The sequence below is a fragment of the Christiangramia qingdaonensis genome (assembly GCF_048381525.1).
Classification (GTDB): Bacteria; Bacteroidota; Bacteroidia; order Flavobacteriales; family Flavobacteriaceae; genus Christiangramia.
On sequence record NZ_JBLWIM010000012.1, the window covers coordinates 640,551 to 657,286 of the forward strand.

At 40.1% G+C, this 16,736-nt stretch carries 15 protein-coding genes and 1 pseudogene; 7 read left to right on the forward strand and 9 right to left on the reverse strand.

Annotation, left to right across the window (positions count from 1 at the left end; genetic code table 11):
• Positions 1-40 precede the first annotated feature (40 nt).
• The 5 genes from ACNI3T_RS07865 to ACNI3T_RS07885 form a co-directional block, all read right to left on the reverse strand.
• A complete protein-coding gene (locus tag ACNI3T_RS07865; RefSeq protein ID WP_322301389.1) occupies positions 41-694 on the reverse strand; it encodes an SDR family oxidoreductase in 654 nt (217 codons plus the stop codon).
• Positions 695-780: 86 nt separating this feature from the next.
• The gene (locus ACNI3T_RS07870; RefSeq protein ID WP_418227346.1) at positions 781-2,592 is read right to left on the reverse strand and encodes a GNAT family N-acyltransferase; all 1,812 of its coding nucleotides are present in this window, start codon (positions 2,590-2,592) and stop codon (positions 781-783) included.
• 33 nt (positions 2,593-2,625) lie between these two features.
• Positions 2,626-3,876 carry an aspartate kinase gene (locus ACNI3T_RS07875; RefSeq protein ID WP_418227871.1) on the reverse strand — a complete coding sequence of 417 codons (1,251 nt, stop codon included), beginning with the start codon at positions 3,874-3,876 and terminating at the stop codon, positions 2,626-2,628.
• A 2-nt stretch (positions 3,877-3,878) separates the two neighbouring features.
• Positions 3,879-4,352, reverse strand: a complete 474-nt coding sequence (locus ACNI3T_RS07880; protein ID WP_418227347.1) for a GNAT family N-acetyltransferase — start codon at positions 4,350-4,352, stop codon at positions 3,879-3,881.
• Between the two features lie 55 nt (positions 4,353-4,407).
• The gene (locus tag ACNI3T_RS07885) at positions 4,408-4,896 is read right to left on the reverse strand and encodes a GNAT family N-acetyltransferase (protein WP_418227348.1); all 489 of its coding nucleotides are present in this window, start codon (positions 4,894-4,896) and stop codon (positions 4,408-4,410) included.
• Positions 4,897-4,996: 100 nt separating this feature from the next.
• Between ACNI3T_RS07885 and fbp the strand changes: the two genes are divergently transcribed.
• Positions 4,997-6,043 (forward strand): class 1 fructose-bisphosphatase, encoded by a 1,047-nt coding sequence (gene fbp, locus ACNI3T_RS07890; RefSeq protein WP_322301385.1) that lies wholly within the window; start codon positions 4,997-4,999, stop codon positions 6,041-6,043.
• On the opposite strand, the gene ACNI3T_RS07895 is transcribed toward fbp, so the two are convergent.
• Positions 6,016-6,447, reverse strand: coding sequence for a TerB family tellurite resistance protein (locus tag ACNI3T_RS07895; RefSeq protein WP_322301384.1), 432 nt, complete (start codon positions 6,445-6,447; stop codon positions 6,016-6,018). The genes fbp and ACNI3T_RS07895 overlap by 28 nt on opposite strands.
• Before the next feature lie 150 nt (positions 6,448-6,597).
• On the opposite strand from ACNI3T_RS07895, the gene ACNI3T_RS07900 reads away from it, so the two are divergent.
• From ACNI3T_RS07900 to ACNI3T_RS07910, 3 genes are read left to right on the forward strand one after another with little or no spacing between them, the layout of a single operon-like run.
• The gene (locus tag ACNI3T_RS07900; RefSeq protein WP_418227349.1) at positions 6,598-7,620 is read left to right on the forward strand and encodes a ligase-associated DNA damage response exonuclease; all 1,023 of its coding nucleotides are present in this window, start codon (positions 6,598-6,600) and stop codon (positions 7,618-7,620) included.
• Positions 7,617-9,209 (forward strand): ATP-dependent DNA ligase, encoded by a 1,593-nt coding sequence (locus tag ACNI3T_RS07905; protein ID WP_418227350.1) that lies wholly within the window; start codon positions 7,617-7,619, stop codon positions 9,207-9,209. The genes ACNI3T_RS07900 and ACNI3T_RS07905 overlap by 4 nt, the downstream gene beginning before the upstream one ends.
• Positions 9,209-11,677: a ligase-associated DNA damage response DEXH box helicase gene (locus ACNI3T_RS07910; protein WP_418227351.1), complete on the forward strand. Its 2,469-nt coding sequence runs from the start codon at positions 9,209-9,211 to the stop codon at positions 11,675-11,677. The genes ACNI3T_RS07905 and ACNI3T_RS07910 overlap by 1 nt, the downstream gene beginning before the upstream one ends.
• On the opposite strand, the gene ACNI3T_RS07915 is transcribed toward ACNI3T_RS07910, so the two are convergent.
• Positions 11,674-12,183 (reverse strand): DUF1440 domain-containing protein, encoded by a 510-nt coding sequence (locus ACNI3T_RS07915; RefSeq protein ID WP_141879046.1) that lies wholly within the window; start codon positions 12,181-12,183, stop codon positions 11,674-11,676. The genes ACNI3T_RS07910 and ACNI3T_RS07915 overlap by 4 nt on opposite strands.
• A gap of 103 nt (positions 12,184-12,286) precedes the next feature.
• On the opposite strand from ACNI3T_RS07915, the gene ACNI3T_RS07920 reads away from it, so the two are divergent.
• Positions 12,287-13,066, forward strand: coding sequence for an amidohydrolase (locus ACNI3T_RS07920; protein ID WP_418227352.1), 780 nt, complete (start codon positions 12,287-12,289; stop codon positions 13,064-13,066).
• Here ACNI3T_RS07920 and ACNI3T_RS07925 read toward each other — a convergent pair.
• Both ACNI3T_RS07925 and ACNI3T_RS07930 read right to left on the reverse strand, forming a co-directional pair.
• Positions 13,053-14,657: an Ig-like domain-containing domain gene (locus ACNI3T_RS07925; protein ID WP_418227353.1), complete on the reverse strand. Its 1,605-nt coding sequence runs from the start codon at positions 14,655-14,657 to the stop codon at positions 13,053-13,055. The genes ACNI3T_RS07920 and ACNI3T_RS07925 overlap by 14 nt on opposite strands.
• Positions 14,658-14,714: 57 nt before the next feature.
• On the reverse strand, positions 14,715-15,395 hold the full coding sequence (locus ACNI3T_RS07930) for a ComF family protein (RefSeq protein ID WP_418227354.1): 681 nt from the start codon (positions 15,393-15,395) through the stop codon (positions 14,715-14,717).
• A gap of 62 nt (positions 15,396-15,457) precedes the next feature.
• On the opposite strand from ACNI3T_RS07930, the gene ACNI3T_RS07935 reads away from it, so the two are divergent.
• Together ACNI3T_RS07935 and ACNI3T_RS07940 are read left to right on the forward strand one after the other, a co-directional pair.
• The gene (locus tag ACNI3T_RS07935; protein WP_418227355.1) at positions 15,458-16,339 is read left to right on the forward strand and encodes a hypothetical protein; all 882 of its coding nucleotides are present in this window, start codon (positions 15,458-15,460) and stop codon (positions 16,337-16,339) included.
• Positions 16,340-16,405: 66 nt separating this feature from the next.
• A pseudogene (locus tag ACNI3T_RS07940) lies at positions 16,406-16,736 on the forward strand (glycine--tRNA ligase); the annotation flags it as partial.

A 16,736-nucleotide genomic window follows, 5' to 3' on the forward strand; every position in this document is an offset into this window, starting at 1 on the left:
CCATGCATCGCATGGCTTTTTTCCTGATTTAATATATTATTTAAGCTTTAGTGGTAAGATCTAATAAAGCTTCTTTTATAGATTGCGTACCTTCAATTGCCTCAAAAGTCATATTCTTTACTAATGGATCTGCCAGTGACATCACCAGTAAAAATGCTACATCATCTCTGGAAATCTCTCCTCTTTTTCCAAGTGAACCTTCTGCAACTTCAACTTTAGCAAGGCCAAGATCATCGGTCAACGCACCTGGTCTAACGATCGTATAATTCAATCCACTTGCACGAAGATAGTCGTCAGCTTCTTTTTTCGCTTCTAGATAATGCTTAAGATCTTCATTTTTTGATGGTTCATCTGCTGCCATTGCGCTCAACATTACAAATTTTTGAACGTTGGAATTTTTCGCTGCATCAATAAGTTTTTTAGCACCTTCCTGGTCTACGGCAATGGTTTTTTCCTCACTGGTTCCTCCACCAGATCCTGCGGCGAAGATCACTTTATCAATTCCTTTCATGGTGTGACTTACATCTCCTTCAAGATCTCCCATCACAGCTTCTACGTCCATATCTTCAAACTGCTGTCTTTGCTCTTCTTTTCGAATAAGTGCCAGCGGATTAAAACTTTCAGAGTTGTTCAGGATTTCGATTACTCTTTTTCCTGTAGCACCGGTTGCACCGGCTATTAATATATTTTCCATGTTGTTAGCGTTTAGATTTGCAAGTTAAGAATCAGGCTTTCCAATGTCCAGTAAAAACATCAGAATAACAGTATCTTAACAGCAGCTTATTTATCTTTTGTAGTTGCCGCCGCCCGCTCTTCAAGTTCTTTCTGAAACTCTTCCATCACCGGTTTGACCGTGCTCTCCGGTAGATCAGCGATCCTTATATACATAAGTCCGTCTACCGCATCATTAAACAAAGGGTCTACGTTAAAAGCAACCACCTTAGCGTTTTGCTTGATATATTTTTTTATAAGCACCGGAAGTCTGAGGTTTTCTGGTTCCAGCTCATCAATGATGCGGTCAAATTTGTTAAGATCAGCTTCACTTTCATCGAAAACAAGATCTTTATCGGCATCGACAAGTTTTACTTTAAATTCTTTCTTGGGGTGAACATACTGGGCAACATATGGATCGTAATAATTGGACTTCATAAACTCGATCATGAGAGATTTTGAAAAATTACTGAATTTGTCGCTAATGGTGACCCCTCCAATCAGGTATTTATGTTCAGGAAACCTTAAGGTACAATGCACAATTCCTTTCCAGAGTAAGAACAAAGGCATGGGCTTTAGCTGGTATTCTTTAATGATAAACGCCCGACCCATTTCGATGCTCTCGCTCATCATTTTGTAAAGTTCTGGTTCAAAACCAAACAGGTCCTGCAGGTAGAAACCATCGATTCCATGAGCTGCAAAAATCTCATTTCCCATTCCCATTCTGTAAGCACCGGCTATCTTTTCGGCTTCTCGATCCCAAAGGAACAAATGATGATAATGATCATCGAATTTGTCAAGGTCCACACTTTTATTAGTGCCTTCTCCCACTTCTCGAAATGTGATCTCTCTTAATCTGCCAATTTCATTCAGTATGTTTGGGATCACTTCACGTTTGGCTAGAAACACCTCGTAATTTTTACTTTGCAGTAGCCTTTTATCCATTCTTCTGCAATTCTCCACTTCAAGACTCATTAATTCTGAATTGGTTTCTTCAGCAACGTCTTTTGGAGATCTGGGGATTTTTAGTGTTCTGGGAAGTTTGGACAGTAAATTTTTCTTCTCAAACACATTGGCAAGCATATATGTTTTACGTCGTAAAAATGCGGTATACGCTTCCAGATTCGTATGTTCTTTCTGATCTTCAACTGGAATTGGATGACCTATTCTAACCTTTATTTTTCTACGTTTCTGGGAAAGCATTTCACTGGGCAATTTTGCAGTACGCAGCACATCGCTCATACTAGCCAGGCGATAGAAAAACACGCTGTTCTTAGCATGGAAATAGATAGGAAGCACTGGAACTTTCGATTTCTGAATAAGTTTCATGGCTGAAGGTTCCCAGGGTTTATCTACGATCAAATGCTTGTCCCTGCTTGTTGAAACTTCCCCGGCAGGAAAAATTCCGAGGGCATTCCCGGCTTTAAGATGTGCGATCGATCTTTTCATTCCTCCCAGGCTGGACTTGGCATCCTTATGATCCTCAAAAGGATTTACCGGCAGGATATAAGGTTTGAGCGGATCAAGACGGTGCAAAAGAAAGTTTGCAATGACCTTGTAATCGGGTCTTTTTTCCAGAACCAGCTTCATCAGGATCATTCCATCAATTCCTCCAAGAGGATGATTGGAAACGGTAATAAAAGCGCCATCCTTTGGAATTCTTTTCAGGTCTTTTTCCGGAATATCAAAATCGATTTCAAATTCATTTAGAATGGAATCTATAAAATCAATCCCATTAAGGTTTCTGCGTTTATCGTATTCTCGATTAATGCGGGAAAGTTTCGTGGTTTTGAGGATCAACCAACCTATGCTGTCGCCAAGAAAACCAAATTTGCGTAGATTCATCACTTGGGCTACTTCTCTTGCACTTACAATTCCCATAATTGACTGGTTTGGTTAGTTTTTGACCTAGAATCAATCTTCAGCTACCAGTTGAACGGTGTTTTGGGTCAATTGTTTTAAAAGTACGGTTTTATCCTTTTCCAGGCTAGCGATCGCTTCCGCATTGAAATGCCTGATGGTATAAAGAGAAACACCGGTTTTGTAATCAACTTTAAATCGCGCCTTAAGATGCTGGATCAGTTTTTCAAGCTGGTTGAATTTATTATCTACACAAACTTTAAAACTAATAGCCGAATTCTGAATAAGATCCACCTTCATCTGGTACTTATGGAAGAGTTTAAATATTTCTGAAATATTCTCTTCCACCATAAAGCTGAAATCCAGTGATGACAACGAGATCAATACCTGATTCTTTTTCACGATGAAGCAGGGCACTTCAGGAAAAATAGTCCGGCCCTTACTCACGGCAGTGCCTTCTTCCGCAGGATTTATAAAAGAGCGTACATACAGCGGAATTTCCTTTCTCTGTAATGGCTGTAGTGTTTTTGGATGTATTACCGAAGCACCGTAAAACGCAAGTTCTATAGCCTCCTCGTAGGAGATCTGGTTGAGCAAATGAGTTTCAGTGAAGTGCCGCGGATCTGCATTCAGAACTCCAGGCACATCTTTCCAGATCGTAACATTTTCCGCATTAAGGCAATAGGCCAGGATCGCTGCTGAATAATCTGAACCTTCCCGGCCCAAAGTCGTCGTGAAATTGTTCGCATCTGAAGCAATAAAACCCTGAGTGATATTAAGTTTTGAAGTGTCGATGTGGCTGAGTACGAGGTCCTGAGTTTTACTCCAGTTTACTTGAGCTTCCCGATTGGTACTATCGGTTTTAATAAATTGTCGTGCATCCAGCCATTTTGAGTTAATATTCTGACTATTAAGGTATTCGCTAACGATAGTGGTAGAAAGCAATTCACCAAAGCTCACCACCTGGTCGTAAACGAAATCGTATTGTATAGATTTGTTATGTTCTAAAAAGTTTTCGAGTTCGATGAAGAGCCTTTGAATTTTAGTAAAAACCTGTGCTCTTGTATCTGGAAAAAGCTCATGCATAATCTCCAGATGATAGGTTTTCACCTCCTCCAGCGTATTTGAAACTCTGGAATTTTGCAGGTATTCCTGAACTACAAACTCTAGAGCATTCGTTGTTTTACCCATCGCTGAAATTACGATCAGTTTTTCTGCAGTTCCTGTAACTTCAAGAACCTTTAAAAGGTTACGTACGCCCTCAGCATCTTTTACGGAAGCACCACCAAACTTAAATACTTTGATCACTACTTTTTCACATTTTTATGGATGCCACTTTCTTCCATATGTACGGTCTTCCAGCTCTCCTTTATCTGTGCACCCGTGTTTTCATAAAATTCGATCGCATTTCTATTTCCTTCTGAAACGACCCATTCTATACGTTTAACGCCATGTTCATGACCATATTTTACAACTTGCTGGTATAAAGCTCCGCCAAGACCTGTTCCACGCATACTCTCACGAACGATAAGATCTTCAAGGTGTACGGTTCTTCCTTTCCAGGTAGAAAACCTGAAGTATACCAGCGCCATTCCTTCAATCTTTCCGGAAACATCGGCTACAAAACATTTAAAATTTTCATGTTCAAAACCTTCTTTTTCCAATGCGGCAACATCTACCTCTACATCATCAAGATGGTTTTCATGTGCGGCAAGTTCTTTTATAAGTTCCAGAACATCCTGCATATCTTCACGTCTGGCCTCTCTAATTGTATATTCCATAAGTCAAATTTTAACAAAAGTAGGGATTGTAGATGATAAGTCTATTAAAGCCATATTAAAGCATATTTTTATTTTGCAGATAGGCGTGCATGCCATCTGCATCCATTTGTACCGTATCCCAGTCCTGCATGACATTAGCGCCACTTCTACGATAGAAATCGGCAGCATTTTTATTCCAGTTTAGTACCACCCATTCTGTTCTTTTTACCTTTTCTTCGGAAGCAAATTTGATCACCCGGCTGTAGAGAGCAGATCCCAGTCCTTTGCCTCTGTAGCTTTCCCGAACCACCAGATCCTCAAGATGAACAGTTTTTCCTTTCCATGTGGAATACCTGAAATATATAAGCGCCATTCCGTGGATCTTCCCTTCAACTTCAGCAACAAAACAGGTAAAAAGGGGATGCTCACCAAAACCATCTCTTAATAGATCTTCTTCAGAAATAATAACTGCGTCTGGCTCCTTTTCGAAGATTGCGAGTTCCTTAATAAGATCAAGAACATCCTGCATGTCCCGGGCTTCCGCCTTTCTAATGTTAATTTCCATATAAATACTTTTCTACAAATTTAAACAATAGTAGTATTGCCAGCGAAATCGTTATAGTAAGATCAAAATTTAATACTTTAGCGGCCAGAAACCCAATTTCATGTCTAAGCCAAATCAAACTCTCGGAGAATTTATTATCGAAAACCAGTCAGATTTCCCGGGATCTTCCGGAGAATTATCCAGACTTATAAATTCTATTCGGCTAGCTGCCAAAGTAGTAAATCACGAGGTGAACAAAGCCGGACTGGTGGATATCATAGGCGCATATGGTGAGACTAATATTCAGGGTGAAGACCAGCAAAAACTGGATGTTTATGCGAATAATAAGTTCATCCAGACCCTAACGAATCGCGAGATCGTTTGTGGGATCGCTTCCGAAGAAAATGATGATTTTATCCGGATCGAAGGGCATAAACGCGATCATAAAAACAAATATGTCGTATTGATGGATCCTTTGGATGGTAGTTCGAATATAGACGTAAACGTGTCTGTAGGAACTATTTTCTCGATCTATCAAAGAGTAACACCTATTGGAACTCCTGTTCAGAAAGAAGATTTTCTTCAACCCGGAAATATGCAGGTTGCGGCAGGGTATATTATTTACGGAACTTCAACGATGCTGGTATATACCACAGGGCATGGTGTGAATGGATTTACATTAAATCCTGCTTTAGGATCCTGGTATCTTTCGCATCCAGATATGAAATTTCCTGAAGATGGAAGGATCTATTCAATTAATGAAGGGAATTACATACATTTCCCGCAGGGAGTAAAGGATTATATCAAATACTGCCAGGAAGAACAGGGAGATCGTCCTTATACTTCCAGGTATATTGGTTCGATGGTATCAGACATTCACCGGAATATGATCAAAGGTGGAATTTTCATGTATCCGAAGAGTTCTAAAGCCAATAATGGTAAATTGAGACTACTTTATGAGTGCAATCCATTCGCATATTTAACAGAACAGGCGGGAGGTAAAGCCAGTGATGGTTTCCAGAGAATTATGGATATAAAACCTACTGAGCTTCACGAACGTGTTCCCTTCTTCTGCGGAAGCAGGAAAATGGTGGAAAAAGCTGAAGAATTTATGCGAAAAGCAGAAACTAAAGATCAGTCTCAGTCATTATCTTTTTCTAGCAAATAACGATAATCATCGAAATTTAACTGTCCGCTAAAGATCTGGATAGAACGCTCGATAATTCCTTCAGAAGCCTGGCTGGAAAAACCAAGGCCAATCGCGTAGCGCTTGATAAGTTCAGTTTCCTCTTCGTCGATCTCATTATCTGCAAAGATGATCTTGAAAAGATCGTGCAGGCGCTCTAGTCTTCTTTCCACACTATTGGATCCTGTAAGAGGAAATGCTTTAGGGTTTTCTATAACCTTCGCATATTCTTCTTCGTTAATATCCAGTTTACGGGCAAATCTTTGAAGCAATTTCTCTTCTCTATCGTTAATCTCGCCGTCAATGGCTGCAAGGTTTACGATCGATGCAAAATGACTTAAGTTTCTTAGATGCTCTCCTGAGCCAAATAAATCTGAAAAGGACATTTGTAATATAATTTAGTCTTACAAATATAAAGATATCCCGCACTTTAATTACGCAAAGCCAGCATTATTCTTGCTAGTCGTTCGCTAATCTTTTCTTAATCCTTTCCGTTTGAATTCAGTATTATTTAAATTCAATTTTCTTCAGAATTTATGGAAACACCGCTACTGGCTTTTAATGACAAAGGAATTTACTGTGCTGCTGCAGATGTATATCTGGACCCGTGGAAACCTGTTGATAAGGCAATCATTTCTCATGGTCATGCAGATCACAGCAGGTATGGTCACAAAAAATATATCACGCATCATAGCAATGTGCCTATCATTAGTCACCGGCTGGGAGAAATAAATGTCACCGGCAAGAAATGGAATGAAAGCTTTACGATCAACGGAGTAAATTTTTCCTTGCATCCGGCGGGTCATATTATTGGTTCTTCCCAGATCAGGGTGGAATATAAAGGTGAAGTCTGGGTTTTTACCGGGGATTATAAGACAGAGGATGATGGCGTTGCGGTGCCTTATGAGCCTGTAAAATGCCATACTTTTATTACTGAATGCACCTTTGGATTGCCCGCTTTTAAATGGACCCCACAGAAGCAGGTTTTTGCTGAAATAAATAACTGGTGGGCTCAAAACCAGTCAGATGGAAGAACTTCTGTACTCTTCGGTTATTCCCTCGGAAAAGCCCAGCGATTACTGAAGCATTTAGATCCATCGATTGGAAAGATTTATACTCATGGAGCGATCGAGAATATGACTGAAGTTTTACGTTCTCAAATGGATTTTCATGAAACTACAAGAGTGACAAGAGAAACTACGAAAGAAGAACTAAAAGGTAATATTGTACTTGCCCCGGGAAGTGCTCATGGAAGTACCTGGATCAGGAAAATGGTGCCATATGTAACTGCTTCAGCCAGTGGATGGATGACTTTTCGTGGTGCCAGAAGAAGAAGAGCGATAGATAAAGGCTTTGTGCTCAGCGATCATTGTGACTGGCAGGGTTTGCTATCGTCGATAAAAGAAACTGGTTGCGAAAAAGTGATCTGTACTCATGGATATACCGATATATTTTCGAAATATCTTCGCGAACAGGGTTATGATGCACGAACTGAAGAAACTCAATACGAAAGTGAGACCGGGCAACTGGAAAGCGATAAAGAAAAGGATTCGGAATGAGAGCATTTGCAGATTTGATCAAAACCCTGGATAGTACCAATAAAACTACCCTGAAGGTAGAAGCTCTTACCGAGTATTTTAAAAATGCTGCAGACAAAGACAAGGTCTGGACCATTGCGATCCTGAGTCATCGAAGACCGCCCCGACCGGTAAATACCACACTCATGCGGGAATGGGCTTCAGAATTAGCGAATATCCCGCTCTGGCTATTTGAAGAGTCCTATCATATTGTTGGGGATCTGGCTGAAACCATTGCACTTGTTATTCCGAAGAGCGATAGTTCTACGGAAAAGAGTCTGAATCAATTTTTACAGGAGATCCTTGAATTGAAGAAAAAGCCAGAAGAAGTAAAAAAGGAATATCTTTTTGACAACTGGTTAAATCTGAATTATTACGAACGATTCGTATTCACCAAGCTTATAACCGGAAGTTTTAGAATTGGAGTAAGTCAGAAATTGATGACTCGTGCCCTGGCGAAAGCTACCGAAATCGATGAAGATATCCTCGCTTATAAATTAATGGGTAACTGGGAACCTTCAAAGATTACCTATAACAAGCTTATTCTCGAGGAAAATGAAGAGGATTTTCTCTCAAAACCCTATCCATTTTATCTGGCTTACGCCATTGAAGATGAACCTGATGCACTTGGAGATGTTTCAGAATGGAGCGCAGAGCATAAATGGGATGGTATACGTTCGCAGGTAATTATTAGAAATGACCAGTTATTTGTTTGGTCACGAGGAGAAGAACTGGTAACCGATAAATACCCCGAATTTGAAGCTTTGGTTGGCGTTGTACCCAATGGGACAGTTATCGATGGAGAAATTCTGCCATTTCCAGATGGTGAAATTGGAACTTTTAATAACCTGCAAACGCGGATTGGACGTAAGAATGTTAGTAAGAAGCTTCTGGAAAAAACACCGGTGATTCTAAAAGCTTATGATATTCTGGAATGGGAAGGGGATGACATTCGGAATACAGCATTTGGAGAGAGACGTGAGATCCTGGAAAAGCTATATCACGAAGTTCAAAGCGAAGAGCTGCCCTTACATCTTTCAGAAAGTATACGATTTAAAACCTGGGAAGAAGCCGCTGTAGAGCGCGAAAATTCGAGAGAAGTAAAGTCGGAAGGATTAATGCTGAAAAGACTAGATTCCCCGTATCTCGTAGGAAGGAAAAAAGGCGACTGGTGGAAATGGAAAGTTGATCCGCTTACGATAGATGCTGTTCTTACCTACGCCATGCGAGGTCATGGAAGGAGAAGTAATTTATTTACAGATTACACATTCGGGCTTTGGGATGAAGAAAAAAAAGAACTGGTCACTTTCGCAAAGGCTTATTCCGGTCTTACCGATAAGGAATTCCGAAAGCTGGATGCCTGGATCAAACGAAATACGCTAGACCGCTTTGGCCCGGTTAGAAGTGTAACTCCGCATTACGTATTCGAAATTGCTTTCGAAGGAATTGCAGAGTCTAAAAGGCATAAAAGTGGTGTTGCAACAAGGTTCCCCAGGATACTTCGCTGGAGATTAGACAAAAAGATCGAAGACGCCAATACGCTGGATGATCTAAAAGCGCTTATACCATAATGAAGCGCGCAGAACTCATAGGATTGGCAGATGACTGGTTTGCGGGACAGGACTGGAAACCCTTTAAATTTCAAAAGGATACCTGGACAGCCTATCTTCAGAAGAAAAACGGATTATTGAATGCGCCTACGGGCAGTGGGAAAACTTACGCACTGTGGGTGCCAATAGTACTGGACTATATTCGTAAAAATCCGGATTATAAAACAAAACATAAGAAAGGTCTGAAGGCGATATGGATCACTCCGCTTAGAGCACTAAGTGTTGAGATCGAGCAAGCCGCTTCACGCTTTGCGGAAGAAATGGGAACTCAATTTACCGTGGGTATCAGGACCGGAGATACTTCCCAGAAGGACCGGGCCGCGCAGAAACGCTCCATGCCAGATCTACTCATTACGACTCCTGAAAGTCTGCAATTACTATTGGCTTCTAAGAACTACGATAAAACATTCAAGGATCTGCAGGCGATCGTGATCGATGAGTGGCATGAACTGCTGGGGACCAAAAGAGGTGTACAGGTAGAATTAGGCCTTTCCCGATTGAAAACTATCTCCAAAGATCTAAGGATCTGGGGTATTTCTGCCACTATTGGGAATCTTGATCAGGCAAGGGAAGTGTTGCTAGGACCAGAATCCAAAGCCTATGAAAATTCGGTTTTGGTAAGAGCATTCCTGAAAAAGAAGATCGATGTTCGATCTATTATTCCGAAGAAAATGGAGAAATTCCCCTGGCGTGGACATCTAGGTCTGCATTTGCTGGATGAGGTCGTGCCTATTATCAAGGAATCCAGAACCACGCTGCTTTTCACAAATACCAGGTCACAATGTGAACTTTGGTTTCAGAAATTACTAAGTAAATACCCAGAGTTTGCCGGTGAAGTGGCCATGCATCATGGGAGTATCAATAAAGAGACCAGGCTCTGGGTCGAGCAGGCGATAAGAAATGAAAGTTTGAAAGCTGTGGTCTGTACTTCGAGTCTTGACCTTGGAGTAGATTTCGCACCAGTAGAAACGATCGTGCAAATTGGCGGGCCCAAAGGTGTAGCGAGATTTTTACAAAGGGCGGGTAGAAGTGGTCACCAGCCTGGGAAGGTAAGTTTGATCTACTTTCTACCAACACATGCTATAGAGTTGATCGAGGCTTCAGCTTTACAAAAGGCCGTAGTAAAAAAGGCGGTAGAGGATCGAGTGCCTTACCTGATGAGTTTTGACGTTCTGGTTCAATATTTAAATACGCTGGCAGTCTCCAACGGTTTCTTCCCAAAAGAGATCTTTCCAGAAATCGCCAGTACATTTTGCTTCCAGGGTATCACCGAAGATCAATGGCGATGGATCCTGAATTTTATTACCAAAGGGAGCCAGAGTCTTCAGTCTTACGATGAATACAAAAAAGTCGAGATCGAGGAAGATGGAAAGTTTAAGATCAATAACCGGGGAGTTGCCATGCGTCACCGACTTCAAATTGGAACGATCGTAAGCGACGCCGTACTGAGTGTAAAATATATAAAGGGTGGCTACATAGGAACTATGGAAGAGTTCTTTATATCCAAATTAAAACCCGGTGATGTTTTCACGTTTGCCGGTAGAAACCTGGAACTCGTTCGAATTAAGAACATGCAGGTGCTGGTTAGGAAATCAAAAAAGAAAACGGCTAAAGTCCCCAGTTGGTCCGGTGGAAGAATGACTTTCTCAGCTCAAATGAGTGAATTATTACGTGATGAAATGTATGAAGCTTCAGCATTAGAGCAGGATGAGAAGACCAGTCCTGAATTTGAAGCATTAAAGCCTATTTTCAAGAGACAGCAAAGAGATTCAATCATTCCAAAGGCAGATGAGTTTTTAATAGAAACTTTTAAAACCCGGGAAGGTTATCATGCCGTTTTCTATCCTTTTGACGGGAGATTTGTGCATGAAGCTCTGGGTAGTTTACTTGCTTACCGTATCAGTTTGCTAGTTCCTATAAGCTTTTCGATCGCATTTAATGATTACGGATTCGAATTACTTTCAGACCAGGAGATCGATATGCAGCGAGTATTGGATAACAATCTATTTTCTGCAGATTTTTTAATGGATGATCTCTATAAAAGTCTGAATGCTACGGAAATGGCCCGTAGAAAATTCCGCGATATAGCAGTAATTGCTGGATTGGTATTTACCGGCTATCCTAATAAGCTGATCAAAAGCAAACACCTTCAGTCGAATTCTCAACTATTATTCAGTGTTTTCAGAGATTATGAAGAGGATAATTTGCTGTATCAGCAAGCATTCCGGGAGACTTTTGAACATCAATTGGAAGAAGGGAGATTGAGAATCTCCCTTGATAGAATTTCAAAACAAACATTTGTCTGGAAAAAATGTGCGAAACCAACACCTTTCTCTTTTCCCATTATAACAGATAGAATGCGAGAAAAATTATCTTCAGAAAAGCTGGAAGACAGAATTAAAAGAATGTTGAAGCAATTAGAGGCTTAGTTGCTCTCTCTCATTTGCTTATCGATATAATGTCTTACTAGCTCTGTAGTTACACCAAATGCAACATGGGCAAAAAGCTCATTGATCTGCATTCTTACTGGCACGTCTGTAGGTTTAGGCTCAAGACCTAATATTGGTAAAGAAGTCTCGTGGGTAGAAGCCCAGGTCGTAGCACCAAAAATGATCCCATCCATAGGTTTAAGACCAAAACGGTTCTTTTTACCATATCCATAAGCGGCTCCAAGAGAACCACCCATTGGAATGTTCACCAATTGTTCTGCCAGTGCTTCATTGTGAGTGCTTACCGGGCTACCTGTGATCTTAGTCGAAAGGTCATCTACTATTTTCATTTGGGAGGACTTCTGGTCAATTTCTCTAACCGGAAGAACCTGCTCGATAAGGGTTTTAACTGCAGTCCCGGCAAGACCACCAATAAAACCTGAAATTACGCTACGACTTGTATTAGAAACATATGAATCCTTCTGAAAGAAATTTGCTACACTCATGATTTTGATTTTAATGTGGAATAAAACTATTTATAAAGCAGGTGTTGCACAATGATTTAACACTGCTTTGGCACAGCTTTACACGAATTTTATATTTTTGGGTATGGATGATAAATTACAAGTAGCCATAATTCAGGCTAAGCTGGAATGGGAAAATTCTGATGCGAATCTGCAGATGTTTTCCGAAAAGATAGAAGCGATCAGCGATAAGACAGAACTTATTGTATTGCCGGAAATGTTCACGACAGGTTTCAGTATGAATGCTGAAAATCTTGCTGAAGAAACAGATGGAAAGACGCTTAGATGGATGATCCAAACGGCTAAATATAAAAACTCAGCAATTACCGGAAGTGTGATCATTAAAGATCATGGCGAATATTATAACCGACTCTTTTTTGTACTTCCTGATGGGGATTATAAAATTTATGATAAACGACACACCTTCACTCTGGCAAAGGAACATCTTACGTATACTGCCGGAAAAGACAGGTTGATCGTAGACTACAAGGGATGGAAGATCTGTCCGCTGGTATGCTATGACCTTCGATTCCCGGTATGGGCTAGAAATACTGAAGATTATGATATATTAATCTATGTAGCTAACTGGCCAGAAAAGCGTGTAAATGCCTGGGATGCATTACTGAAAGCGCGTGCTATCGAAAATATGAGCTACTGCATTGGATTGAATAGAACCGGCGAGGATGGAGATGGCTATGTTTACAACGGGCATTCTGCTGCTTACGATGTTTTAGGTAATGCGATCACCGGCCTGAATAGATCTGAAGAATTCGTGGAGGAATTCGAACTATCTAAAAAAGAAATGCTGGAAACCCGTGAGAAATTGAAATTCTTACAGGATCGTGATTCTTTTAGTCTAGACTAAATGTATACGGTTGATCCCAGTTAGCGCGAACTTCCAAAGTGTCTCTAAGATACTGAATCCTTTCTGGCTGAATCTTTTTCAGGAAATTTCCGGTGTCCCACTTTTGGTTAGCATTGCTGTCAAAAATAACACGCACCAGGATATCGCCGGGATTGAGATAATTGAAAGTAAAATTTGATCGGTCTTCTGAATACTGCTCCGCGAGAATTTCACCTTTAATATTCGTTAACTGTACGATCACTGGAAATTGTTGAATATTCTGAAGATCTATGATGATAGTACCAAATGCTGAAAGATCTTTAGTGGTCATATTCTTATAGATCGTGTCATTGGTTTCTTCAAAAAGGTCTGTAATTGCACCTGGAAATGCAGTAATATTATAATTGTTTGCTGGCTTTTTCTCAAATTTCAGTCTCACTTCATTCAGCAATGGATCAAATTCAGCTTCGAAAGGAACATCAGCAGAATCCATGTCCATGATCCTGATCTGGTCTGCAGCATAACTAACGATTGGTGTATTGGCTTTTAACTTAAAATCTTTGATCAAATCGCCATTTTCAGTTGAAACCATCAGTGAATCACGTTCCAGATTGCCCATTCTCGCAATTAAAGTATCCTGCGTCTTTGGTGAATTCACCGCAAACATGAGAGTATCCAGTTCCGGACTGCTATTATACCAGTAATATAAGGTGTCTTTTACAGGGTCCTTTATTATTCTCGAGCGGAAACCTTCAGGCCTGACGGAAAGCAAATCGATTTTAATACTATCGGGATCTGCATATCCTTCATAACCAAAAATGATCTGGTTCCCTTTAAAATGATTGGGCCTTTTAGGTTCGAATTCGAGCTGTTCCTTGAAAACTGTAAGCTCAAAGGTTTCTTCAGTAGGAATCGTAATATCACCTTCTACGAAACCAATTTTTTCCTTTTTAGGATTATACAGGTAATTATCGTTGCTATCCATAAGTGCAACCATTCTGTAGGTACCTGCCTTAAGATTTTCAAGACTGAAATTAAAAGTGCTATCCTGGGAGTAAGTGATATACCTTGGAGTTTCCTTGAAAACTATAGAATCTGTGTAAGAAGTATCGGCTTCATAAAGCATCACAGAAATTACTTCTGAAGGTTCTTTCAGCTTGGCATCTCTAACAATTCCAGAAACTGCCAGTGAATCTATATAATCTCCTGTGGAAAATACGTATTTGAAATAATCATAGGGATTCCCCTCATTGTTGTCTACGATAGATTTTCCGAAGTTAATGGCATAGGTAGTATTCTCTTCCAGGGTATCAGTGATCTCTATTTTAATATCTTTTCTCGCTGTTCCCAAAGGCATTATGTTCGGTTTCGGGACCATGGGGGGAGAAATAATGATCTGCTGAGAAGGTTTGTCCAGCTTAATATATTCATCGAAGTAAATTCGGATTTCCTCCTTGTCGAAATTAGTAGTAAAGTTTTCGGGGTTTGCTCTCAAGAATTTTGGCGGATCTTCATCTACTGGTCCGCCCTCGGGCATTCCTTTCTTTGCACACTGTACTGTGGTGAACAGAAGTATCAAAACGAGAATAAAACCGGGTACTCTTTTCTTCATGAATGAAAGGGAATTCTTTTAGCAAAGAAACAATTATTTTGAATTACAACGTAATGCTTAGTGTGTAATTGCCATGGTAGCGATAGATATGCTGATATTTTCTATTTCAAATAATTTATGAGCACAGGCTTCCAGAGTCGCTCCGGTTGTAACCAGATCATCAACCAGCAACACATTCTTTCCCTTCAATTCATCGGGCTTCTGAATTTGGAGCGTTTGCTCAATCTTGCCCCAACGGGAGATCCTGCCTTTTTTGGTTTGTGTTTGCATGGCGTTTACTTTCAAAAGAACATCAGATCTATACTGAGCATCCAGCTTGTTAGCGATCTCGATTCCAAAAGCTTCTACCTGGTTGTAACCGCGTTCTTTTAATCTGGATTTATGCAAAGGAACAGGAAGAACAAGGTCAATTTTCCTGTAATCATCTATAGCCGATAGCTCTTCTCCCAGCCATGTACCAAGATATTTTCCAATTTCCTGGTGTCCGCGATATTTCAGATCATGGATAAGCTGTTGTACCCCAGATTTTTTTCTGAAATGTAATAATGCGGTTGCTTTGTCTATCTTTACCCTGCCCTGGAAAATTTTTTTGACCGGATTGTCGTTATCTAAATGATATCTGGTAACCGGAAGATCATGCAGGCAACTGGTACAAAGTATATGCTCATTTTTCACAAGTTCTGTCTGGCAAATGTGACAGGAAGCCGGATAAAGAAGATTAATGAAATCGTGAAACATTTGTTAATGGCTTGTACCAGACTTGGTTAAACGTATAAATTTACAAACTAAATTGATTCATAATGACAGAAAATAAAAGCAATACTGCATTAAAAGTTCTTACGGGTGTACTTGCCGTGGCGCTTATTGCCCTGAGTATTTACACCATTAAATTCTATAACGAAGAAAAGGAGAATAAAGAGATCCTTCAGAAGGAAAAAACAGTTATAGAAGATGAATTGAACGAACTTATCATTAAATACGATGAGGCGATCGATGAGAATGAGGTGATGGATCAGGACCTCGTAAATGCGCGTGATCGAATTACTAGATTATTAGATTCAGTAAAAGATAATGAAGCGAATCTGGTTATGATCTCGAGATATAGAAGAGAGATCGGTAATTTAAAAGCTGAGAAAGACAGACTATTCCGCGTGGTAGATAGTTTAAGTGCACAGAATCAACAATTGAGTACTTCTCTGGATAGTACAAGCGTTGCTTTGCAGGAAAGAACAAGATTTTCAGATTCTTTACGGAATACGAATCAAAGTCTTTCTACTAAGGTTGACAAGGCATCACGACTTAAAATCACCGGTTTGAAAGGAGAAGGTGTGATCGTTAGAAATAGCGGGAAACTAGTTGAAAATGATAGAACAGGACGTATTGACCAGATTAGAACCTGTTTTACTTTAACGGCCAATGATCTTGCAGATACAGGTGAGAAAACCATGTACGTTCAGGTATATAATCCTGAAAATGAACTGGTAGGTGACCAGATCGTAGTGCAACATGAAGGTGGAGCCATGGTTTATAGTGCTTCTTCAAAAGTATTCTATGAAAAAGATGAACTGGATGTTTGTATTCTTTCTAATACAGATGAGGATAAACTACTGGAAGGAACTTATAAGGTCTATGTTTATAATGACGCTGTTCTTCTTGCAAACGGAAGTTTTAGCCTGAGATAGATTATTAAAATATAAAATACAGACCGCCTTGAAGCTTATTCAGGGCGGTTTTTTTATTTTTGTTCCATGGCAAAACAAGAAGACCTTTTTAAGAACGTGATTTCCCATGCCAAGGAGTATGGGTATATATTTCAATCCAGTGAGATCTATGATGGCCTGAGTGCTGTATATGACTATGGCCAGAATGGAGCTGAGCTGAAGAAAAACATTAAGGAATACTGGTGGAGAAGTATGACGCAGTTACATCAGAATATTGTTGGGATAGATGCTTCAATCTTAATGCATCCCACCACCTGGAAGGCTTCTGGCCATGTCGATGCCTTTAATGATCCTCTTATTGACAATAAAGATTCTAAAAAGAGATATCGCGCAGATGTTCTGGTAGAGGATTATGCTG